Annotated in this window: 13 protein-coding genes; 6 read left to right on the top strand and 7 right to left on the bottom strand. The window is 72.9% G+C overall.

Annotated elements, in window-relative coordinates:
* Window positions 1–187 precede the first annotated feature (187 nt).
* Together DEJ02_RS14175 and DEJ02_RS14170 are read left to right on the top strand one after the other, a co-directional pair.
* Entirely contained in the window at window positions 188–1,387 is a 1,200-nt protein-coding gene (locus DEJ02_RS14175) for a Fic family protein (protein WP_111033493.1), read from the top strand.
* Between the two features lie 29 nt (window positions 1,388–1,416).
* A complete protein-coding gene (locus tag DEJ02_RS14170) occupies window positions 1,417–3,588 on the top strand; it encodes a S9 family peptidase (protein WP_111033492.1) in 2,172 nt (723 codons plus the stop codon).
* A gap of 120 nt (window positions 3,589–3,708) precedes the next feature.
* Here DEJ02_RS14170 and DEJ02_RS14165 read toward each other — a convergent pair whose 3' ends face one another.
* Window positions 3,709–5,238, bottom strand: coding sequence for a CYTH domain-containing protein (locus tag DEJ02_RS14165; protein ID WP_071405572.1), 1,530 nt, complete (start codon window positions 5,236–5,238; stop codon window positions 3,709–3,711).
* A 58-nt stretch (window positions 5,239–5,296) separates the two neighbouring features.
* On the opposite strand from DEJ02_RS14165, the gene DEJ02_RS14160 reads away from it, so the two are divergent.
* The gene (locus DEJ02_RS14160; RefSeq protein ID WP_071405571.1) at window positions 5,297–5,569 is read left to right on the top strand and encodes a mycoredoxin; all 273 of its coding nucleotides are present in this window, start codon (window positions 5,297–5,299) and stop codon (window positions 5,567–5,569) included.
* 112 nt (window positions 5,570–5,681) lie between these two features.
* Here the strand turns inward: DEJ02_RS14160 and DEJ02_RS14155 are convergent, their stop codons facing one another.
* On the bottom strand, window positions 5,682–7,808 hold the full coding sequence (locus tag DEJ02_RS14155) for a DEAD/DEAH box helicase (RefSeq protein ID WP_181422702.1): 2,127 nt from the start codon (window positions 7,806–7,808) through the stop codon (window positions 5,682–5,684).
* Between the two features lie 567 nt (window positions 7,809–8,375).
* Window positions 8,376–9,620, bottom strand: coding sequence for a phosphotransferase enzyme family protein (locus tag DEJ02_RS14150; RefSeq protein ID WP_111033491.1), 1,245 nt, complete (start codon window positions 9,618–9,620; stop codon window positions 8,376–8,378).
* Window positions 9,621–9,700: 80 nt separating this feature from the next.
* On the opposite strand from DEJ02_RS14150, the gene DEJ02_RS14145 reads away from it, so the two are divergent.
* A complete protein-coding gene (locus tag DEJ02_RS14145) occupies window positions 9,701–10,795 on the top strand; it encodes an aromatic acid exporter family protein (protein WP_111033500.1) in 1,095 nt (364 codons plus the stop codon).
* Between the two features lie 77 nt (window positions 10,796–10,872).
* Here the strand turns inward: DEJ02_RS14145 and DEJ02_RS14140 are convergent, their stop codons facing one another.
* Window positions 10,873–11,211, bottom strand: a complete 339-nt coding sequence (locus DEJ02_RS14140; RefSeq protein WP_111033490.1) for a hypothetical protein — start codon at window positions 11,209–11,211, stop codon at window positions 10,873–10,875.
* Between the two features lie 171 nt (window positions 11,212–11,382).
* Here DEJ02_RS14140 and DEJ02_RS14135 point away from each other — a divergent pair, with 171 nt between their 5' ends.
* Window positions 11,383–12,060, top strand: a complete 678-nt coding sequence (locus DEJ02_RS14135) for a response regulator transcription factor (protein ID WP_017885962.1) — start codon at window positions 11,383–11,385, stop codon at window positions 12,058–12,060.
* Window positions 12,057–13,568 carry a cell wall metabolism sensor histidine kinase WalK gene (locus tag DEJ02_RS14130; protein WP_084741168.1) on the top strand — a complete coding sequence of 504 codons (1,512 nt, stop codon included), beginning with the start codon at window positions 12,057–12,059 and terminating at the stop codon, window positions 13,566–13,568. Before DEJ02_RS14135 ends, DEJ02_RS14130 begins: the two co-directional genes overlap by 4 nt.
* Before the next feature lie 46 nt (window positions 13,569–13,614).
* On the opposite strand, the gene DEJ02_RS14125 is transcribed toward DEJ02_RS14130, so the two are convergent.
* The 3 genes from DEJ02_RS14125 to DEJ02_RS14115 are packed head-to-tail and all read right to left on the bottom strand — an operon-like array spanning window position 13,615 to window position 19,554.
* The gene (locus DEJ02_RS14125) at window positions 13,615–17,025 is read right to left on the bottom strand and encodes an error-prone DNA polymerase (RefSeq protein WP_111033489.1); all 3,411 of its coding nucleotides are present in this window, start codon (window positions 17,023–17,025) and stop codon (window positions 13,615–13,617) included.
* Between the two features lie 34 nt (window positions 17,026–17,059).
* A complete protein-coding gene (locus tag DEJ02_RS14120) occupies window positions 17,060–18,688 on the bottom strand; it encodes a DNA polymerase Y family protein (protein ID WP_111033488.1) in 1,629 nt (542 codons plus the stop codon).
* Window positions 18,685–19,554, bottom strand: coding sequence for a hypothetical protein (locus tag DEJ02_RS14115; protein ID WP_258378743.1), 870 nt, complete (start codon window positions 19,552–19,554; stop codon window positions 18,685–18,687). Before DEJ02_RS14115 ends, DEJ02_RS14120 begins: the two co-directional genes overlap by 4 nt.
* Between the last annotated feature and the right edge of the window lie 35 nt (window positions 19,555–19,589).

Genomic DNA, 19,589 nt, shown 5'->3' with positions numbered 1-19,589 from the left:
ACGACGACCGCGCCCCGCGTACCGTTGGTGCCATGAGCAACTCCTTCGCGATCACCGGTGCCCACGTCGTCCCCGTCTCCGCTCCAGCCTTCGACGGCGGCGCGGGGCGGGCCCGCGGCGGCAGGCGGCGAGCGGGCGAAATACCGATTCCTGGCGTCGAGCGTCCGGGTGGCTCTACCGTCGCGGGATGGCACACCGGAGCGACACCTGGCCCACGCACGAACGCAGCGAGCGACCGTGGCGGAGCACCGTCCGCGGGTGCCGTGACGACCGGCTGGTGACCACCGTGCGGGTGTCGCTGCCCCCGTCCATCGCGAGGGCTCGGTGGACGCCCGACGACGACACCGTCGCGCTGCTCGACCGGAGCGCCACGGCCCTGCGCGCCCTCGACGTCCACCACGGCTCCCGGCTCGCGCCGCTCGGGTCCGTACTCGGCCGGACCGAAGCCGTGGCGTCGTCGCGGATCGAGGATGAGTCCGCGTCGATCGACGACCTGGCTCGGGCACTCGTCGGCATCCGCGCGAACGCCGGTGCCACGGCGGTCGTCCGGGCCGGCGGCGCCGTCGAGCACCTGGTGTGCGGAGCGGACTCGGGCACCGTCACCGAGGCCTCCCTGCTCGAGGCACACCGCCTGCTGATGCGCGACGACCCGGTGGACGGACGGCACGCCGGCCGGTACCGCGACGTGCAGAACTGGATCGGCGGCGGTGCCACGCCCCGCGACGCCGTGTACGTGCCACCACCGCCCGAGCTCGTGGCACCGCTGATGGCCGACCTGTTCGCGTTCGTGCACCGTGTGGACCTGCACCCGATCGCCCAGGCCGCGATCGCCCACGCCCAGTTCGAGTCGATCCACCCGTTCACCGACGGCAACGGTCGGATCGGGCGCGCGCTGATCGGTGCCGTGCTGCGGCGACGCGGGGTGACCACGACCGTGACGGCGCCGGTGACCACCGCGCTCGCGGCGGATCGGCGGCGGTACTTCCGGCACGTCGAGCAGTACCGCGACGGCAAGGTCACCGGGTTCGTGGTCGACCTGGCCCTGGCGATCGGGACGGTCTGTGATGAGGCGACCTTGAGCGCCCTGCTGCTCGCCGAGCACGACGCCGGTCGGTCCGTCGGCCCCTGCGCCTCGGGCCCGCACGCGGTCGTCGGCCGTGCGCTCGCCGACGACCCCGTCCTGACCGAAGCGCACCTGGACACCCTGCTCACCGCCGACGAGGTCGAGCGCGTCACCCACGACCTGGTGTCGGCGGGAGTGCTCCGTCCGGTCACCGGTCGTCGCCGTGACCGCGCGTGGGTCGCACCCGCCGTGGTCGACGAGCTCGAGGCGTTCGAGCAGCGGGTGCAGGCAGCGGTGGGCAGGCGCGAGCGCACGGCGGCCTGACCGGGGGTGCGGGCGAATAGGGTGGGACGGTGAGCAACGAGCACACCGCATCCACCCCGCCCAGCGCCGCCAAGCGGCCCGTGACACGGACCCACCACGGCATCGACTTCGTCGACGACTACGAGTGGCTGCGGGACAAGGAATCCCCCGACACCCTGGCGTACCTCGAAGCCGAGAACGCCCACACCGACGCCGCCACCGCGCACCTCGCGCCGCTGCGGGACCGCATCTTCGCCGAGGTGAAGAGCCGCGTCCAGGAGACCGACCTCTCGGTGCCGGTCCGGATGGGCGACTGGTGGTACTTCACCCGCACCGCTGAGGGCAGCCAGTACGGCGTGCACTGCCGCGTGCCCGTCGCCGGCCCCGACGACTGGACGCCGCCCGCCGTCGTCGAGGGCGAGTCGACGCTCCCCGGCGAGCAGGTGGTCCTCGACGGCAACGCCCTGGCCGACGGCCACGAGTTCTTCTCCCTCGGCACGTACGACATCAGCGACGACGGCACCCGCCTGGTCTACGGCATCGACGTCGAGGGCGACGAGCGGTACACCCTGCACGTGCGCGACCTGGCCTCGGGGACCGACCTCGGCGACGCCATCCCGAACACGGGCGCCGGCGCCACGTTCGACCCGGCCGGCCGCTACGTGTTCTACCCCACGGTCGACGAGTCGTGGCGTCCGGACAAGATCTGGCGCCACACGGTCGGCACCGCGGCGTCCGAGGACGTCCTGGTGTTCGAAGAGCCCGACGACCGCTACTGGGTCGGTGTCGGTGTCACCCGCTCGTCGCAGTACATCGTCATCGAGCTCGGCTCGAAGATCACGTCCGAGGCGCACGTCCTCGACGCTGCGGACCCCACCGGTGAGTTCCAGGTCGTCTGGCCCCGGCGCGAGGGTGTCGAGTACGAGATCGAGCACGCCATCGTGGGCGGCAGCGACCGGTTCCTGGTGCTGCACAACGACGGAGCCGAGAACTTCGAGCTCGTCGACGTCCCCGCCGACGACCCGACGTCCGAGCGTGACCGCCGCGTCGTCGTGGCGCACCACACCGAGCGCCGCATCGAGTCGGTCGACGCCTTCGCCGGACACCTCGCCCTGGAGTACCGCTCCGAAGCGCTCCCCCGGGTCGCGATCATCCCGATCGAGGGCGACGGCTACGGCGACGCGCACGAGGTCCCCTTCGACGAAGCACTGTTCTCGGCGGGGCTCGGCGGCAACCCGCAGTGGGAGCAGCCGACGCTCCGCATCGGGTACACGTCGTTCGTGACCCCCTCCGAGGTCAGCGACCTCGACCTGGCCACCGGCGAGGTCACCGTCCTGAAGCGCCAGCCCGTGCTCGGCGGCTACGACCCGGCCGACTACGTGCAGGAGCGCGACTGGGCGACCGCGTCGGACGGCACCCGTGTGCCGATCTCGCTCGTCTGGCGTCGTGACGCCGTCGAGGACGGCACCCCGGCACCGCTGCACCTCTACGGCTACGGCTCGTACGAGCACTCGATCGACCCCGGCTTCAGCGTCATGCGCCTGTCGATGCTCGACCGCGGTGTCGTCTTCGCCGTCGCGCACGTCCGTGGTGGCGGTGAGCTCGGCCGGCACTGGTACGAGAACGGCAAGACCCTGACGAAGAAGAACACCTTCACCGACTTCGTCGCGGTCGCCGAGCACCTGATCGAGGCCGGCCGCACGAGCGCCGACCGCCTCGTGGCCGAGGGTGGCAGCGCGGGCGGGCTCCTGATGGGTGCGGTCGCCAACCTCGCACCAGAGCGGTTCGCCGGCATCCTGGCCGCCGTGCCGTTCGTCGACGCGCTGACGAGCATCCTCGACCCGGACCTGCCCCTCACCGTCATCGAGTGGGACGAGTGGGGCGACCCGCTGCACGACGCCGAGGTCTACCGCTACATGAGCGAGTACACCCCGTACGAGAACGTCCGTGACGACGTGCAGTACCCGCAGATCCTCGCCGTGACCTCGATCAACGACACCCGCGTGCTGTACGTCGAGCCCGCGAAGTGGACCGCGAAGCTCCGCGAGGTCGGCGCGCCGGCGCTGCTGAAGACCGAGATGTCCGCCGGCCACGGTGGTGTCAGCGGTCGCTACGCGTCGTGGAAGGAGCGGGCGTTCGAACTCGCCTGGCTGCTCGACGTGCTCGGGCTCGCCGACGAGACGCCCGCCGCGGCCACCGCCAACCCGATCGCCGCGGGCTGAGCAACGCCTCGCACTTCGTGAGCAGAAGAGGTCGGGTCCGAACGCGGGACCCGACCTCTTCTGCTCACCAAGCGAACGAAGCGCACCAAGCGAACGAAGCGCACGCAGCGCGCACCCCGCTCACACGCGGTTGAGCGCGTGCACCGCCTCGTCGTAGGACTCCTCGGCCAGGCGCACCCGGTCCCCCGCGAGCACGCCGTACCCGAACGTGCCCTCACCCCCGCGCTCCGCGATCGCCGCGTTCGCCCGCAGGATGTCGAGGGCGTGCAGGGACCGCACCCGTTCGGTCAGCACGTCGGCCGCGGTGCCGATCCGCTTCCACAGCGCGTGCGGGAACGCGTCGTCGCCGAGCACGTCCATCGCCATCCGGGCGCGCATCGTCTCCTGCCACGCGGCCTCGGTCGTGGTCCGGTCGGCGGCCTCGCGCTCGGCGGCGGTGTCCGAGGTGTCGTCGGCGACGGCGGCCCGGACGAGTTCGCGCACGCGCGGCTTCACGTCGGCGCCGACGTCCTGCGCGACCTGCTTCGGTGCGCGGAGCGACCACGCCGTCGGAGCCGGTCGCTCGGCCGCGTCGTCGAGGGCGTCGAGCAGTTCGAGGAACGGCTCGCCGTGCAGGAACGCGACGACGTCCCGCACCGCCTGGTCGCGACGTTCGCGGGTCGAGGCGAGGATGCGCTCGCGGGTCATCGCGTCGACCAGGTCGTCCTGCGCCGGCGACGACGCCCGCGGCAGCCGGTCGATCAGGTACTCGGCCAGCGCCGCACGCGCGGTGACGCCCGCCAGGCCGTCCGCCGCCTCGGCGGCGCGGTCGACGGCCTCGCCGTCGGGGAACGCCGGGCGGTAGGCGCCCAGGATCGCGGCGATCTCGAGGGTCGTGTCGGCCGCCTGCCGGAGGTCGGCCGTGTCGCCGGAGCGGAGCCGGGCCTCCTGGCCGAGCAGCGCGACGCGCAGCTTGCGCACCCGCTTCGCCAGGATGCGTGCGGTCGTGCCCTTGGCCGGCTTCTCCTCGGTCTGGAGGCGCGGTGCCGGTGCTCCTGCCAGCCCGCGTGCCAGCTTGGACGCGACGGCGGCGGGGCCGGCACCGACGGCCGCGAAGCGTCCGTCGAGGGCCGCGAAGAGCTCGTGGGCGATCTGCGGGTCGACGCCGTCGACGGTCTCGACCTCGACCTCGCGCCAGGTGCGCGGGGTCTCGGGGGCGTCGTCGTCGAGGCGCTGGGCAGTGACCTGGTCGTCGGCGAGCTCGGCGATCTGGTCGCCGTCCTCGTCGAGCAGTCGGGTGACGGTGCGGGTGGTCGTGATCCGGACGACGGGACGCAGCCCGCGGCCGCGGCGCTCCGTGAAGAGCGCGGCGAGGACTTCGTCGGGCACGGTGTCGGCGTCGTCGGTCAGGGGGAACTGCTGCTCGTGGCGGACCGTGTCCGACTCCGAGCGCTTGATGTGCCAGCCGGCGTCGGGGCCGCCCGTGCGACGGCGGACGGTCACCCGTGCGGCCACCAGGTCGTACCGCTCGGTGTCCCAGTAGGTCGCGTCCAGTTCGAACGGCTCCTGGTGCTCGGTGCGGAGGATGCCGCCCGCGCCGACGAGGTCGGGGAGGGCACCGCCCTCGGGCAGGTCGTAGGTGCGCTCGATCTCGAGGTGCGTGTGGCTCACACGCTCTTGTCTACCAGGCACTGCGGGGTTTCCCCGCACCCGGGGTTAGCCTGCAGGGATGAGCGACACGATCACCCGCGAGCAGTTCACGCCCGAAGCCGGCGGCGTCACGATGTTCACCACCACGTGGTGCGGCTACTGCGCCCGGCTGAAGAACCAGATGTCGAAGGCCGGGGTGCCCTTCACCGAGGTCGACATCGAGCAGACCCCCGGTACCGCCGAGCTCGTCGCCGAGGTCAACGGCGGCAACCAGACCGTGCCGACGCTGGTGTTCCCGGACGGCTCGACGGCGACCAACCCGTCCCTGGCCGAGGTGCAGTCCCGCATCTGAGCGGCGGCCCTCCGCAAGACACCGGTGTTCACGCTCCGAACACGCGCATGACGCGGTTCAGAGTACGAACACCGGTGTTTTGCTGTCCGGGACAGCACCGGACGCGCCGGAGCTAGCCGCCGAGCGCCTCGGTCAGCAGCGCAGCCATCGCGTCGAGCTGGATGTCACCGGAGTCGACGACCTCTTCGTCCGAACCGTCGAGCGCGCGGGCGGCCAGGGACGCCTTCGAGTCGATGAGCTCGGCGATCTTGGTGTCGATCGTCTGCGCGGCGATGATGCGCCACGCGGTGACGGGCTCTTCCTGCCCGATGCGGTGCACACGGTCGATCGCCTGGGTCTGCTCGGCGCTCGTCCACGACAGCTCGGCGAGCACGACGTTCGACGACACCTGCAGGTTCAGGCCGACACCGGCCGCGGTCAGCGAGCAGACGATGACGGCGACGTCGGGGTCGTTCACGAACGAGTCGATCTCGGCCGTGCGCTGCGTCGGGGTCTGGTCGCCGCGGATCGTGGCGGTGCGCAGGCCGCGACGGGCGAACACCTCTTCCGCCTGGTCCATCACGTCGAGGTGCTTCGCGAAGAACACGACCTTGCCGACGTTCGAGGCGAGCTGCGCCGCGTAGTCGGCCGCGAGCTGGGCCTTGGCCCGGCCGATGCGGCGGACCATCGAGAACACGTTCTCGCCGGTCGACGAGGCGTCCTGGTCCTCGAGCTCCCAGCGGGCGACCTGGCGGACCAGCTTGTGGTCGATGCCGACGACCGGGTCCTGCCCGGTGCGGGCGTCGAGCGCCTGGTGGTAGCGACGGACGAGCTTCGCGGTGAGCTCGCGCTCGGCGTCGCGGATGGAGCGACCCTCGTCACCGTCGAGCTCGACGGGGATGTCGGCGATCCGGCGGGCCGGGATGTCCGCGGCGACGTCGACCTTGCGGCGTCGGACGATGCCCTGGTCGATGACGGCACGGCGGGCCTCGACGAAGAACCCGGGGTCGGCCGGCGTCAGGCCGATCTCCTCGAGCTCGTTCATGAGCTTCGCGCGGGGCTTCTTGTCGTCGATCCAGCCGAGGTACTCCCAGATGGTGCGGAAGTCCTCGACCGAGTTGATCAGCGGGGTACCGGTCAGCGCCATGAGCAGCGGTGCGGCGGTGCGCTGCCGGATGCGCTCGGCGATCTGCAGCACGAACCGGGCGCGCTGCGAGTCCCTGTTCTTGATGAAGTGCGCCTCGTCGACGACCATCCCCTTGAACCCGAAGTTGCCGAGCCACCCGGCGTGCCGGTCGAGGATCTCGTAGTTCACGATGACGATGTCGGCGAACCCGTCGAGGTCGTTGCCGTCCCCGTGGATCACCGTGGCGCGGTGGTTCGGCACCCAGCGCTCGGCTTCACGCGCCCAGTTCGTCTTGACGACGTTCGGCACGACGACGAGCAGCGGGAACGCGTTCGCGGCATCGGCGGCGAGCAGCGACTGTGCGGTCTTGCCGAGGCCGGGCTCGTCGGCGAGCAGGAACGTGCGGTGTCCCTGCGCAGCGGCGGCGACGAGTTCCGCCTGGTGCTTCATGAGCGTGGTGCCCGAGCGCGAGTGCAGCGTCGTGGGCTCCGGCAGCGGCATCGTCGCCGCTCCCCCGCCCGCGCCGTACTCGAACGACTTGAACAGCGGTCCGAACAGTTCCCAGTTCGCCAGGCGACGCGGGTGCGCGACGGGCTGGTCGGCGAGGGCGAAGTCCGGTGGCATGAAGGGGTTCGCGAGCTGGCGCTGCACGACCGCCTGCGGCACGACGGCCCGCACCGGGGTCTCGACCACCGCGGCGGGCTCGGACGCGATGACGAGGTCCTCCGGCTGCAGTTCCATGCCGCCGGCGATCATCATGTCGCGCTTGACCGCACGCGTCGCCTCGGACACCTGGACCTCTTCGGCGAGGAGCTGGATGACACTGGTGTCGCGCGCCGCCGTCTTCGCGAGGATCGTGGCCACGCCGTCGAGCCGCTTGAGCTGCTCGGCGCGCTGCGCGTCGGTGAGCTCCGTGTCGGCCTTCACCCGCGCGCGCTCTTCGCGCATGAGCAGGGCGACCGCCTGGAACTTCGTCCGGTTCGATGCCTTGAGCGGTCCGCGCTGCGCCGCGGCCTCGACCTCGCGCACAGCGCGGGCGAGGACGGGGATGACGCCGTCGTTGTCCAGCGGCCTGGTGCGGCGTGACGCGGTCCGCGTCCCGCCGGCAGCACGCCGGGTGCCTGATCGAGCCAACGCTCCTCCTGTTCCGCCCACACGTCGGGGCGATCCGCCCGTGGGGCGGGAAGTCCTGCACCGGTGCCTGGCGCGGCTCCGGTTCAGCTGCGGGCCACCGTGGCCCACCGCATCGCCGGTCCCCGCATCGGGACGTCCGGTGGACTCCCGCGAGCCGTTCCACACGAGCACCTGCCGGGAGCAGGTTCGGACGGTCCGCGCCGGGATCCGGCGTCGTCACACGCACGTGATGCCCCCTCGGGGCGGTCACGGCCCGGTCCCCGCGTCGATCAAGTGATCGACGGCTGCGTCCGGAATCGACGCGGCACGCGGGAACGCGGTGCGTGCGCGGTCAGTTTACTCCCGGACCACCGACAGAGGCGACCGGCGCGTTGCCCGCGCGCGTCGCGACGGCGGACGGGAGGCCCGTGGCGGGCCCGACCCGGGCCTCCAGTCCGTCCTCCGGTCGTGTTCACCCCACCGAAGCGACACGTCTCCGGTTCCCTGCCCCGGTGACCCCGCGAAAGCGACAGGACGCCGCGGATGTTCCGCGCAGAACTGTCGCTTTCGCGACAGCGGCGTCGGGTCTCAGACCTGCGGTGCGGACCGCGGGCGGGTCGAACCACCGGTCGGGAGGCTCGGGGCCGCGTCCGCCAGGGCGGCCTGCGTCGCGGCGAGGAGCTGCTGGGCTGTCTGGATCCCGTTGGCGGAGCCGGTGGTCGCCTGGCCGCCGGCGTGGGCGAGCAGCTGGGCGCCGATGGCGGGTCCGATGCGGTCGGCCTCGCGCGGGTTGCGCGCGACCCAGTCGCGGGCGATCGCGTCGGCGAGGCGCTCGGCGGCGGCGCCGCGCTCGGCGTCGCCTCGGGACCGGTGCCAGAGCCCGGTGACCACGAGGTGGGCGACGACGGCACCGACGTCACGGACCGGGAAGCCCCAGCCCGCGGTGTCGATGTCGAGCAGGCCGGAGATGCGCCACGGCTCGTCCTCGTCGACGAACACCTGCTCCAGGTGCAGGTCGCCGTGCACGACCTGCTTGGTCGAGCTCGACCAGCCGATGGAGCGGCGGCCGATGGCGTCGTACAGGCGGTCGATCTCCTCGGCGTCACGCGGCAGGGCGGCGATGAGCGTGCGACGGTGCCAGTCGGCGTGGTCCATCGCGTCGGCGCGCGCCTGCTGGGTCATCGGGACGGTGGCGACCCGACCGCTCAGCGCGGCGAGCGACGCCACGAAGCGGGGGTCGTCGGCGATGTCGAGGATGCGGCTGCCGGCGGGCACGCCGCGGATGCGCTCGAGCACGAGCAGGCCGTCGCCACGGCTGGACAGCACACGCGGCACCGGCAGACCGGCCGCGACGAACTGCTCGTGCGACTGCACGATCGGCGCGACCCGGTGCGGACGGACGATCTTCAGGAACAGGGTGCGCTCGGGGGCGTCGACGCGCACGACCGCGCGCTTGCCGGGGCGGTACGCCGCCACGGTGAGCACCGGGTCGGTGACGGGCATGCCGAGCGTGGTCAGCAGCTCGGCGACGGCGTCACGGTAGGTGACCTGCGGCAGCACGGGCAGGCCGGGGTCGTTGGGGTACGCCCACACCGACACCGGGTCGCCCGTCGCCGGGTCGGTGACGATCGCGCTGTTCTGGTCGTGGGTGCCGCCGGTGTCGACGTAGGTCAGGACCGTGGCGCGCTGGCCGTTGCGGTCCACCGTGTCGACCTCGTAGCCGTACAGGTAGCCGTTGCCCGAGGGCTCGACGGAGTGCGCCCGCGCGGCCACCACGGAGGTCCCGGAGCCGACGAAGGCCTGCGGGATGACGCGCTCATGGTTGGGCCACACGACATCAGTCAACCGTGTCGCGCGGGTTTCGTCGCGTTCGTGCACGGCTCGGCGCGCGGCCGGTGGCTACCGTGGTCGGTGTGAACCCGGTCGCGCGCCTCCGCAGCTCCAGTCGCACGCCGTTCCTGCAGGTCGTGAAGACCGCCGTCGCGGTGGTCGCGGCCGTGCTCCTCTGCCGCCTGGTCATCCAGGGGCCGTTCCCCACCTTCGCGGCGATCGCCGCGCTGCTCGTGGTGCAGCCGAGCATCAACCAGTCGTTCGTGAAGGGCCTCGAGCGGAGCGCGGGCGTCGTGATCGGCGTCGTGCTCGCCACCGGGTTCCACCTGCTGCTCGGCGACGGCGTGTTCGTCGTGCTGCTCGTCATCGTGCTCGCGATCCTCATCGCGTGGGCGCTCCGGCTCACCCCGACCTCGGCCACCCAGGTGGGGATCAGCGGGATGCTCGTGCTCACCGCCGGGGTCGTGACGCCGAACTACTCCGCCGACCGGATCCTCGAGACCGTGATCGGTGCGATCGTCGCCCTGGTCGTGAACGCGCTCATCGTGCCGCCCGTGCTGCTCGAACCGGCGCACCTCGCCGTCGCCCGGCTCGCCCGCGACACCGCGGTGGCGTTCGAGCGGATCGCGATCGGCCTGACCGAGGGGTGGGACCGCGAGCGCTGGGACGAGGCCCTCGTCGCGGCGCGCGCACTGCGGCAGCAGCACGCCAAGGCCGAGGCGTCCCTGGGGTCGGCGCGCGAGTCCCTGACGATGAACCCGCGCAGTGGACGGCACCGGACGATCCTCGACCGCGACGTGGTGACCACCGACCACCTGCGCGTCCTGGTGACCCGGGTCACCGGGATGACCCGGGCGATCCGTGACAACACCGCACCGGACCTGCGCGACGACCCGGTGGTGCACGGCATCGCGACCGAAGTGGCACGGATCGGCGCGGACGTCCGGGCCCTCAGTGCGCGGGTCGAGTCGACACGGCTCGACCCGGCACCCGCGGCCGGTGGGGCGGACGCCGCTGCGCTCGGACCGGACGCCGAGCCGTGGGCGGAGGCATCGGAGCCGGCACTCACCGCGCCGCTCGAGGTGGTGCGTCCGAACTCCCGGCACTGGGTGCTCATCGGGGCGCTGCTCGAGGACATCCGACGGGTGCGTGGCGAGCTGCTCGGCGAGGACGACTAGCGCCGGCACACCGGCACGTTGCGCTGGCCCGCTGTTGTGCGTCAGCGCGCTGCTGGGCGTCAGCGCGCTGCTGGGCGTCAGCGCGCTGCGCAGGCCGCTTCCGACGCCGTCCGCACGACGTCCGACCAGATCACCGCGGTCGGCACGACGTCGGTCCCGGTCGCACCCGGGACGCCGGCGTCGGCGTACCGGCTGATCTCGGCGACGACGGCCTCGGTGCCGACTTCGCGTGCAGCACGGCTCGCCACGTCCGGTACCGCCGTCCGCAGTTCCGCGACCACGCGGTCGCGCGGTGCGTCCTCCAGCTGCGCGAGCGCGCCGATGCCCTTCCACGCGGCGTCCAGTTCGGCGCGCAGGCGCACGATGGCCGGGTGGTCGATCGAGTCGTTCATGATCCCCCAGTGCGGGCGGCGCATCGGGTCGCGCTGTCCGCTGCCGGAGCCTAGCAACGAAGCAAGCGGCGCTCACGTCCCTAGAACGTGGGACAGACCGTTCTGCTTTGTCCTGTGACGAGATTCAGCGAGTCGGACCCGCAGAACGGCCGTCCGCGCCGGTTCGATGCCACGATGGGTCCGAGGAGGTCCACTATGCGGCTGTTGGTGGTCGAGGACGACGACGAGATGCGTGCCCTGATGGAACGCGGACTCGCGGCCGAGGGGTACCGGGTCACGGCCGTCGAGAACGGTGTCGAGGCGCTCATCGCCCTCGGCGAGCAGGCGTTCGACCTGGCGGTCGTGGACGTGATGATGCCCGGCATGTCCGGCTTCGAGCTCGCCCGGCGGATCCGTGAGCGCGAGGACCCCGTGCGGATCCTGCTCGTGACCGCGCGCGACGCCGTCGACGACCGCGTGTTCGGGCTCGACGCGGGCGCGGACGACTACCTCACCAAGCCCTTCGCCTTCGCCGAGCTCACCGCTCGGCTGCGTGCGCTCGGCCGTCGTGAGTCCGCCGGGGCACCCCGCACGATCGAGGTCGGGGACGTGTCGATCGACTCCGAGGCCCGCCGCATCTCGATCAAGGGTCAGCGCGTCGCCGTGAGCCCCACCGAGTTCGCCCTGCTCCGACTGCTCGCCCGGTCCGCCGGCAGTGTCGTCGACCGCCCGAAGATCCTCGAAGAGGTCTGGGACGGTTCGCAGCACGTCGACCCGAACGTGGTCGAGCAGTACATCTCGTACCTCCGCAAGAAGCTCACCGCGCACGAGGCCACCGTCGCCATCGCCACGGTCCGCGGTCGCGGGTACCGCCTGGATCTGCTCGGGGCGTGAGCGGGGCCGACGACGCCCCACGATCGGACCGCCGACGCGGCGGTCCGATCCGGCCGCTGCGTCTGCTGTCGCTGCGTGCCCGGATCACGATCGGCTCGACGGCGATCGCCGCGATCGTCATCCTGCTGCTCGTCCTGGTGATGCGCTTCCAGGTGGTGAGCGTCGTCGCGAGTGCGACCCGCACCCTGCTCGACGCCGATGCCGACCCGTACGTCGCCACGCTCGAGGTCGACAGCGACCCCGACCTCTCGCCGCCGGGCAACGCGCAGCTCGTCGCCGTCGTGTCCCCGTCCGGCGAGATCGTGCTGTCGACGATGCCCGATCGTGTCGAGCAAGCGCTCGGCAGTCTGCGGTCCACCCCCGCCGGCACCTCGATCATCACGGCATCCGGCTCGGAGTACCGCGTCGTGGTGGAGCACCCCGTCAACGAGGCCGGCCGCTGGACCGTCGTCGCCGCCCGCAACTCGCAGGCCGAGGCCATCGTCGTCGACGACCTCACGACGACGCTGTCGCTGACCGGTCTGGCCATCCTGCTCGCGTTCGGCGTGGCGTCCTGGGTGCTCGCGACCACCGCGCTGCGCCCGGTGAACCGGATGCGCCGCGAGGCCGAACGGCTCTCCGTGGCCCCGGAGCGTGCCGAACTGCCGGTGGGCCCCGCCCAGGACGAGCTGGCATCCCTGGCGACCACGCTCAACGCCTTCCTCGCCCGGACCCGGCAGGCGACCGAGCGCGAACGCCAGATGGTGTCGGACGCCAGCCACGAGCTCCGGACACCCCTGGCGATCCTGACGACCCAGCTCGACCTCGCCTCGCTCGACGGCAACGACGCCGCCGCCCTCGCCGCCCACATCGAACGCGCCAAGCACAGCGTCGCGCGGTTGTCACGGCTGGCGAACGACCTGCTCGCCCTGTCGCGGATCGAGGAGTCGGAACGCCGTGAACAGGACGGCGACCGGCGTCCCGAGACCGCGTGGTCGGACCTCGGCGACGAGGTGATGGCCGCGGTCGACCGCGTCCGGCTCATCGCTTCGGCGAAGGACGTCACCGTCGACTTCGATCTCGAGCCGCCCGTCGCCGTCGGCGGTTCCGGCCCGGGCATCGGTGGCGGCACCGTCGAACCGCGGTACCGGATCGACACCGGCGGGATGGCCCAGCTCGTCACGAACATCGCGGGCAACGCCGTGGCCGCGCTCCCCCGCGGCGGCGGCATCTTCGTGTCCTGGCGGAGCACCGGCGGCGAGGGCGTGCTGCAGATCACCGACGACGGCCCCGGCGTGCCCGAGTCCTTCATCCCGGTGGCGTTCGACCGCTTCACCCGTCCGGACGAGGCCCGGACGTCCCGCCCGAACCCGGACCCGTCGACCGGTGCCGGCGCCCTGCCCGGCGGCTCGGGACTGGGACTCGCGATCGTGCGTGCGGTGGCGGAACGGGCGGGAGGCACGGCGTCGCTCCGCAACGTGCCCGCCGGTGGGCTCGAGGTCACGATCAGCCTGCCCGAGGTGCGCTGAGCACGACCGCTCACTCGGGCACGCCCGCTCGCCCGAGCACGACCGCTCACTGGAAGTCCCGCGAGCGGGTGCGGACGGACAGCGACAGGTGCTCGATGCGGTCCGCCACCAGGTTGACCACCCCGTCGGGCGAGCGCTCGAGGATGCCCCGGACGATCACCGCCGGGGACTCCCGCGCCACCCGGCGGAAGCGCCCCCAGACCCCGACGCTGCAGATGACGTTGACCAGCCCGGTCTCGTCCTCGACGTTCAGGAACGTGATGCCGGAGGCCGTCGCCGGACGCTGCCGGTGCGTCACGATCCCGCCGACCTCGACCCGTCGTCCGGTCTCGGCGGTCGCGGTGTCCTGCACGCTGAGCACCCGGCGGGCTGCGAGTCGGTCGCGCACGTGCCGGACGGGGTGGTCGTCGGTCGTCATGCCCGTCGACCACATGTCGGCGATGAGCACGTCCCCGCTCGTCATCTGCCCGAACAGCGGCGGCTGCACGAACACCTGCGTGTCCGGCAGCTGGTCCGGACGCTCGGCGGCCGCCTGGGCAGCCGACCACATCGCACCGCGGCGGTCGATGTCGAACGGGGCGAAGGCGTCGGCTGCTGCGAGGGCCTCGAGCTGCGGCGTGGTGAGCCCGACCCGGCGGGCCAGGTCCGACATGTCGCGGAAGGGGCCGTTCGCGTCCCGCTCCGCGACGATCTTCTCGGCGCTCTTCCGGCTGAGCGACGCGACCTCGGCGAGCCCGAGCCGCACGACGAAGGCACCGTCGCGTCGGTGGCTCGCGGTGTCGTCGGGGAGTGCCTTGTCGAAGGGCAGCACCGGTGGCTGCTCGGCGGCCAGGCACGCGTCGGCACCGGCAGGGGCATCCCCGTCCGGCAGCGGTTCGAGCGTGGCGTCGACCCCGGACCGCAGGATGTCCGGTCGCAGTACGCGGACGCCGTGCCGCCGGGCGTCGGCGACCAGGGTCTGCGGTGAGTAGAACCCCATCGGCTGCGCCCGGAGCAGTGCCGCCAGGAACGCCCCCGGGTAGTGCAGCCGCATCCACGCGCTCGCGTAGACGATGAGGGCGAAGCTGATCGAGTGGCTCTCCGCGAAGCCGAAGTTCGCGAACGCCTGGATCTTCGCGTAGATCGCGTCGGCGTCCGCGCCGTGGATGCCGTTGTCCGCCATCCCCGCGTACAGCTTGTCGCGCAGTCGGTCGATCTTCTCGTGCCCGCGCTTCGACCCCATCGCCCGTCGCAGCAGGTCGGCGTCGTCACCGGAGCAGTTGCCGACCGCGATCGCCATCTGCATGAGCTGCTCCTGGAACAGCGGGACCCCGAGGGTGCGTTCGAGCACGGGTTCGAGCGCCGGGTGCATGTAGGTGATCGGTTCCTCGCCCGTGCGCCGGCGGATGTACGGGTGCACCGCGCCGCCCTGGATGGGCCCGGGGCGGACGAGTGCGACCTCGATCACCAGGTCGTAGAACCGCCGCGGGAGCAGTCGGGGCAGGGTGCCCATCTGCGCGCGGGACTCCACCTGGAACACCCCGATCGTGTCCGCGCGGCAGAGCTGGTCGTAGACCCCCTGTTCCTCCTTCGGGATGGAGTGCATCTCCCAGCGCTCCCCACAGTGCTCTGCCGCCAGGTCGAACGAGTACTGCAGCGCCGCGAGCATGCCGAGCCCGAGCATGTCGAACTTCACGAGCCCCATGTACGCGCAGTCGTCCTTGTCCCACTGCAGCACGGTGCGGCCGTCCATCCGGGCGTGCTCGATCGGCACGACCTCGCCCACCGGGCGGTCGGTCAGCACCATGCCGCCGGAGTGGATGCCGAGGTGCCGCGGGAACCCGAGGACGTCGCTCGCGAGCCCGACGACCGCCGGCGGGATGTCGTGGTCCTGGCTCTCGGTCACCGACCCCCACCGCTCGACCTGCTTCGACCAGGCGTCCTGCTGCCCGGGGCTGTGGCCGAGCGCCTTCGCCATGTCGCGCACCGCGCCCTTGGGGCGGTAGGTGATGACGTTCGCGACCTGGGCGGCGTTGTGCCGGCCGTACTTGGCGTACACGTACTGGATCACCTCTTCGCGGCGGTCCGAGTCGAAGTCGACGTCGATGTCGGGTTCTTCGTCGCGCATCGCCGACAGGAACCGCTCGAACGGCAGCCCGTACCGGATCGAGTCCACCGCGGTGATCTCGAGCAGGTAGCAGACCGCCGAGTTCGCCGCCGAGCCCCGCCCCTGGCAGAGGATGCCCCGACCGCGGGCGTACTGCACCATGTCGCGCACGATCAGGAAGTACCCCGGGAAGTTCTTCTCCTCGATCACGGACAGCTCACGCTCGATGCGCTCCCGCTTGCGGGGGTCGACGCCGTCGGCGCTGCCGGGGTAGAACCGCCGGGCACCCGTCCACGTGAGCTCGCGGAGCCACGACATCGCGGTGTGCCCGTCCGGGACGTCGAGGTCGGGCAGCCCGGGCTGCACGGTCTTCAGCCGGAACCCGAGCTCGTCGGCGAGCTCCACGGTCCGCTCGATCGCGCCGGGGTAGCGCCCGAACCGTCTGGCCATCTCGGCGCCGGAGCGCAGGTGGGCGGTGTCGGCGGCCGGCAGCCAGCCGTCGATCTCGTCGAGGCTGCGGCGGGCACGCACCGCCGCGAGTGCGGTCGCCACCGGGAACCGGTCGGGGGTGGCGTAGTGCACGTTGCCGGTGGCGACCAGGGGCAGCGCGTGCTTCGCGGCGAGGGTGGCCAGGGCGTCGTTGCGGGCGCTGTCGAGCGGGTCGCCGTGGTCGAGCAGCTCCACGACGACGTTGCGGCTGCCGAACCGGTCGAGCAGCACCCGGAGCGCGGTCTCGGCGGCGGACTCGCCACCCTGCTCGAGGGCCTGCCGTACGGAGCCCTTCCGGCAGCCGGTGAGGACCCGCCAGTGCCCGTCCGCCCGCGCGGCGAGGTCGTCGAGGTCGTACTGCGGGCTGCCCTTCTCGGACCCGGCGGCCAGGTGTGCGCTCGTCACCGCGCCGGCGAGCCGGTGGTAGCCGTCCTGGCCGTCGGCGAGCAGGAGCAGGTGCGAGCCCTCAGGGTCGGGCACACCGTTCTGCGGTTCGGTCAGCCCCAGGGACAGCTCGGTGCCGAACACGGTGCCGACCTGCGGGTACGACTCGGCGACCTCGGCCATCCGGGCGGCCCCGTAGAAGCCGTCGTGGTCGGTGAGCGCGAGGGCGTGCAGCCGGAGCCGGGCGGCTTCTTCGAACAGGTGCTCGGGCTGGCTGGCGCCGTCGAGGAAGCTGAAGGCCGAGTGCGCGTGCAGTTCGGCGTACGGCACCACGGGCCCGCCGTCGGTGTCGAGCGGCGAGGGGACGTACGGCTCGCGCTTCCGCGACCACGCCGGGCTGTCGCCGCCGTCGCCGTCGTGCGCCGTGCCCGGGCTCCGCTTGTCGGACAGCGCGCGCTCGAACTGCGACCACGGGATGGGTGGGTTGCTGTAGCCCATCAGGTCACGCTCCTGTCGGTGGTGGTGGTCGGGATCACGTCGCGATCGCCTCGGCCCACCAGCGGTGGTCCGCCAGCACCAGGTACCAGGCGCGCCCCTCCGCGTCGACGAGCTGCAGCCGGTGCAGGCGTCGGCCGCCGGACTCCCACCACCGGACGACGAGCGGCCACGGCCCCGCCCAGGCCGTCACGGCGGAGAACCCGCCGCCCCGGTCGCCCTCGGCGCGGAACCGGTCGGGTGCGCCGGACAGCACGCCGCGCTCGTCGACGTCGACGCTCGCACCGCCGGCGGCGACGACGTCGACCGGTCGGGGGCGCTCGAGCACGGTGGCGGGGGGCGGGCCGGGCAGTTTGCCGGGCCACGGACGGTCGCGGACGGTCGCCAGGGCTCGCTCACCGCCGGCGGGTGCGTCGCCCCACGGCACGAGCACCACGCGCTCGGACAGGGTGCGGCCCCCACCGATGCGCGGACTCACCACACCGTCGTGGCCGACCATGCCCTGGATCCGGGCGAGGCCGTGGTGCACGCGCTCGTCCGGGCCGGAGCCCCACAGCCCGCGCTCGTGGTTCGCCATGTCGTCGACGGCGACCGGCTCGAGCACGACCGAGGTGACCGGCGCCTCGAGCCCGCTGGGGTCCACCCCGCCGGCGAGCTGCCACCGCACCCGGTCGACCACGTCGGCAGCGTCGAACCAGCGCGGGTGCGCCCAGGTCCGTTCGAGCAGGATGTCGCGCTCGTCGACGATCCCCACACGGATGGTCGTCGCCACGAGCCCCGCGGACCGGAGTCGCTCGGCGAAGTCGTCGGCGGAACGCCGGAACGCGAACGCGATCTGGTCGGCGCGGTCCAGCGGGGGTTCGAACGACGCCTCGACCCGGAGTTCCGGCGGGATCTCCCGCGCCGCGATCTCGCGGGGGTCGCGGCCCCCGGCCAACCGGTGCAGGAACGCCCCGGCCACGCCGAAGCGGTCCCGCACCTGCTCGTCGCCGAGTGCCGCGAAGTCGCCGAGCGTGGTGATGCCGAGCCGGTCGAGCACCGTCGCGAGGTCGGGGTCGCCGAGCACACCGAGCGGCAGGTGCGCGAGGAAGTCCGCCGATCCCCCGACGGGCACGAGCCGCACCCGTTCGCCGGGACGCACCGGACGGGCCCGGGCGGCCTGGTCCGCCGCGAACGGGGTGTCGGCCACCCCGGCCCGCACCGCGGGGGCGCCGTGGTCGGCGGCGATGCCGGCGAGGGTCGCCGCCGCCGCGCGCTCACCGCCGTAGTACCGGGCCGGCCCGCGGGCACGGAGCGCGAGGGTGCCCGGCCGCAGCACCTCGACCCCGGGGACCGCCGCCTCGACCGCACGGATGACGGGCTCGAAGGCGCGGTGGTCGAGGGCGTCGTCGTAGGGCTGCACGAGGAGCTCGGGGCACCGCGCCTGCGCCTCACGCACGCGGAGCCCCCGCACGACACCCTGCTCACGCGCGGACGCGGAGCTCGCGAACACGAGCCCCTTCGCGGTCAGGGCGAGGGGCTGCTCCGGCGGGGTGCCACCGGCCCGAGCCGCCGCGATGACCGGCCAGTCCGGGCACCAGAGCACGATCGTCCGGGTCGGGGGTGGTTCGGGCAGTGCCGCCCCACGCGTGATCGCGTCGGTCCGGACGCGCCCGGAGGCGATCACGACGCCACCGCCACGGGCCGCAGCACGCGGGTGTCCCCGGAGCCCACCGTCGGCACCGGTGTGGCGGCCCGGACCGCACCGTCGGCCGCGGGCAGGAGCAGCTCGGCGGTCGCCGGACGCACCGCACCGGCACGCCCGGTCGCGGTCACGGTGGCCCGGCGCTCCGTCAGGTGGCCGTGGCCCTGACCGATGCCGCTCCACGTCGAGGACGTGACCCGCAGCGTGACGTCCGCCCCGGGCCAGGAGCCGAGCGCGACGAGTGCGCCACCGCGCTGTCGCAGGCGGGCCGACAGCCGTGCCACGTCGCCCGGCACGACCCGGCCGAGCGGTCGGGTGAGGACGATCTGGGCGACGTCGGCCATCGCCGCCGTCACGGCGAGCCACTGGTCGCCCGGATCGGGGACGAGCACGAGCCGTTCGAGGTCGATCCCCGCGGCGGCGGCGGCTTCGATCCCGAAGGACGGCACCCCGACGACCGCACACCACGCCCCGGCCGCCGAGGCCGCCTGCAGCATGGTGATCGCGAGCAGCACCGACTCGGGGACGGCGTAGGTGCCACCGACCCGGATCGCGCCGCCGGGCAGCAGGGGTTCGAGTGCCGGGGCGGTGGGGAGCCCGGCGGTGTCGACCCGGGTGGACTCCATGTCGGCCACCCGCGACCGCAGGGACGTGATGCGGTCGAGCGCGGCCCGGGCATCGCTCAGGTGGTCCGGCCCACGGCGCGCACCGCCACCGCCCGCGCCGTTGCCGCCGCGTGCAGCACCGCTCCGCCCGCCCCGGTCCGGGGTGGGCGACCGGAGTGCCGCCGCCGTCTGCATGCCCTCATATTCGAACATGTGTTCGATGATGTCAATCGCGTCCGACATCCGTGGACAGTCCTGGTCGAACACATGTTCGGATC

Origin of the sequence: Curtobacterium sp. MCLR17_042, from assembly GCF_003234695.1 — a bacterium.
Classification (GTDB): Bacteria; Actinomycetota; Actinomycetes; order Actinomycetales; family Microbacteriaceae; genus Curtobacterium; species Curtobacterium flaccumfaciens.
Note: the sequence above shows the minus strand (reverse complement) of the source record. Positions and strands in the feature narration are given on the sequence as shown.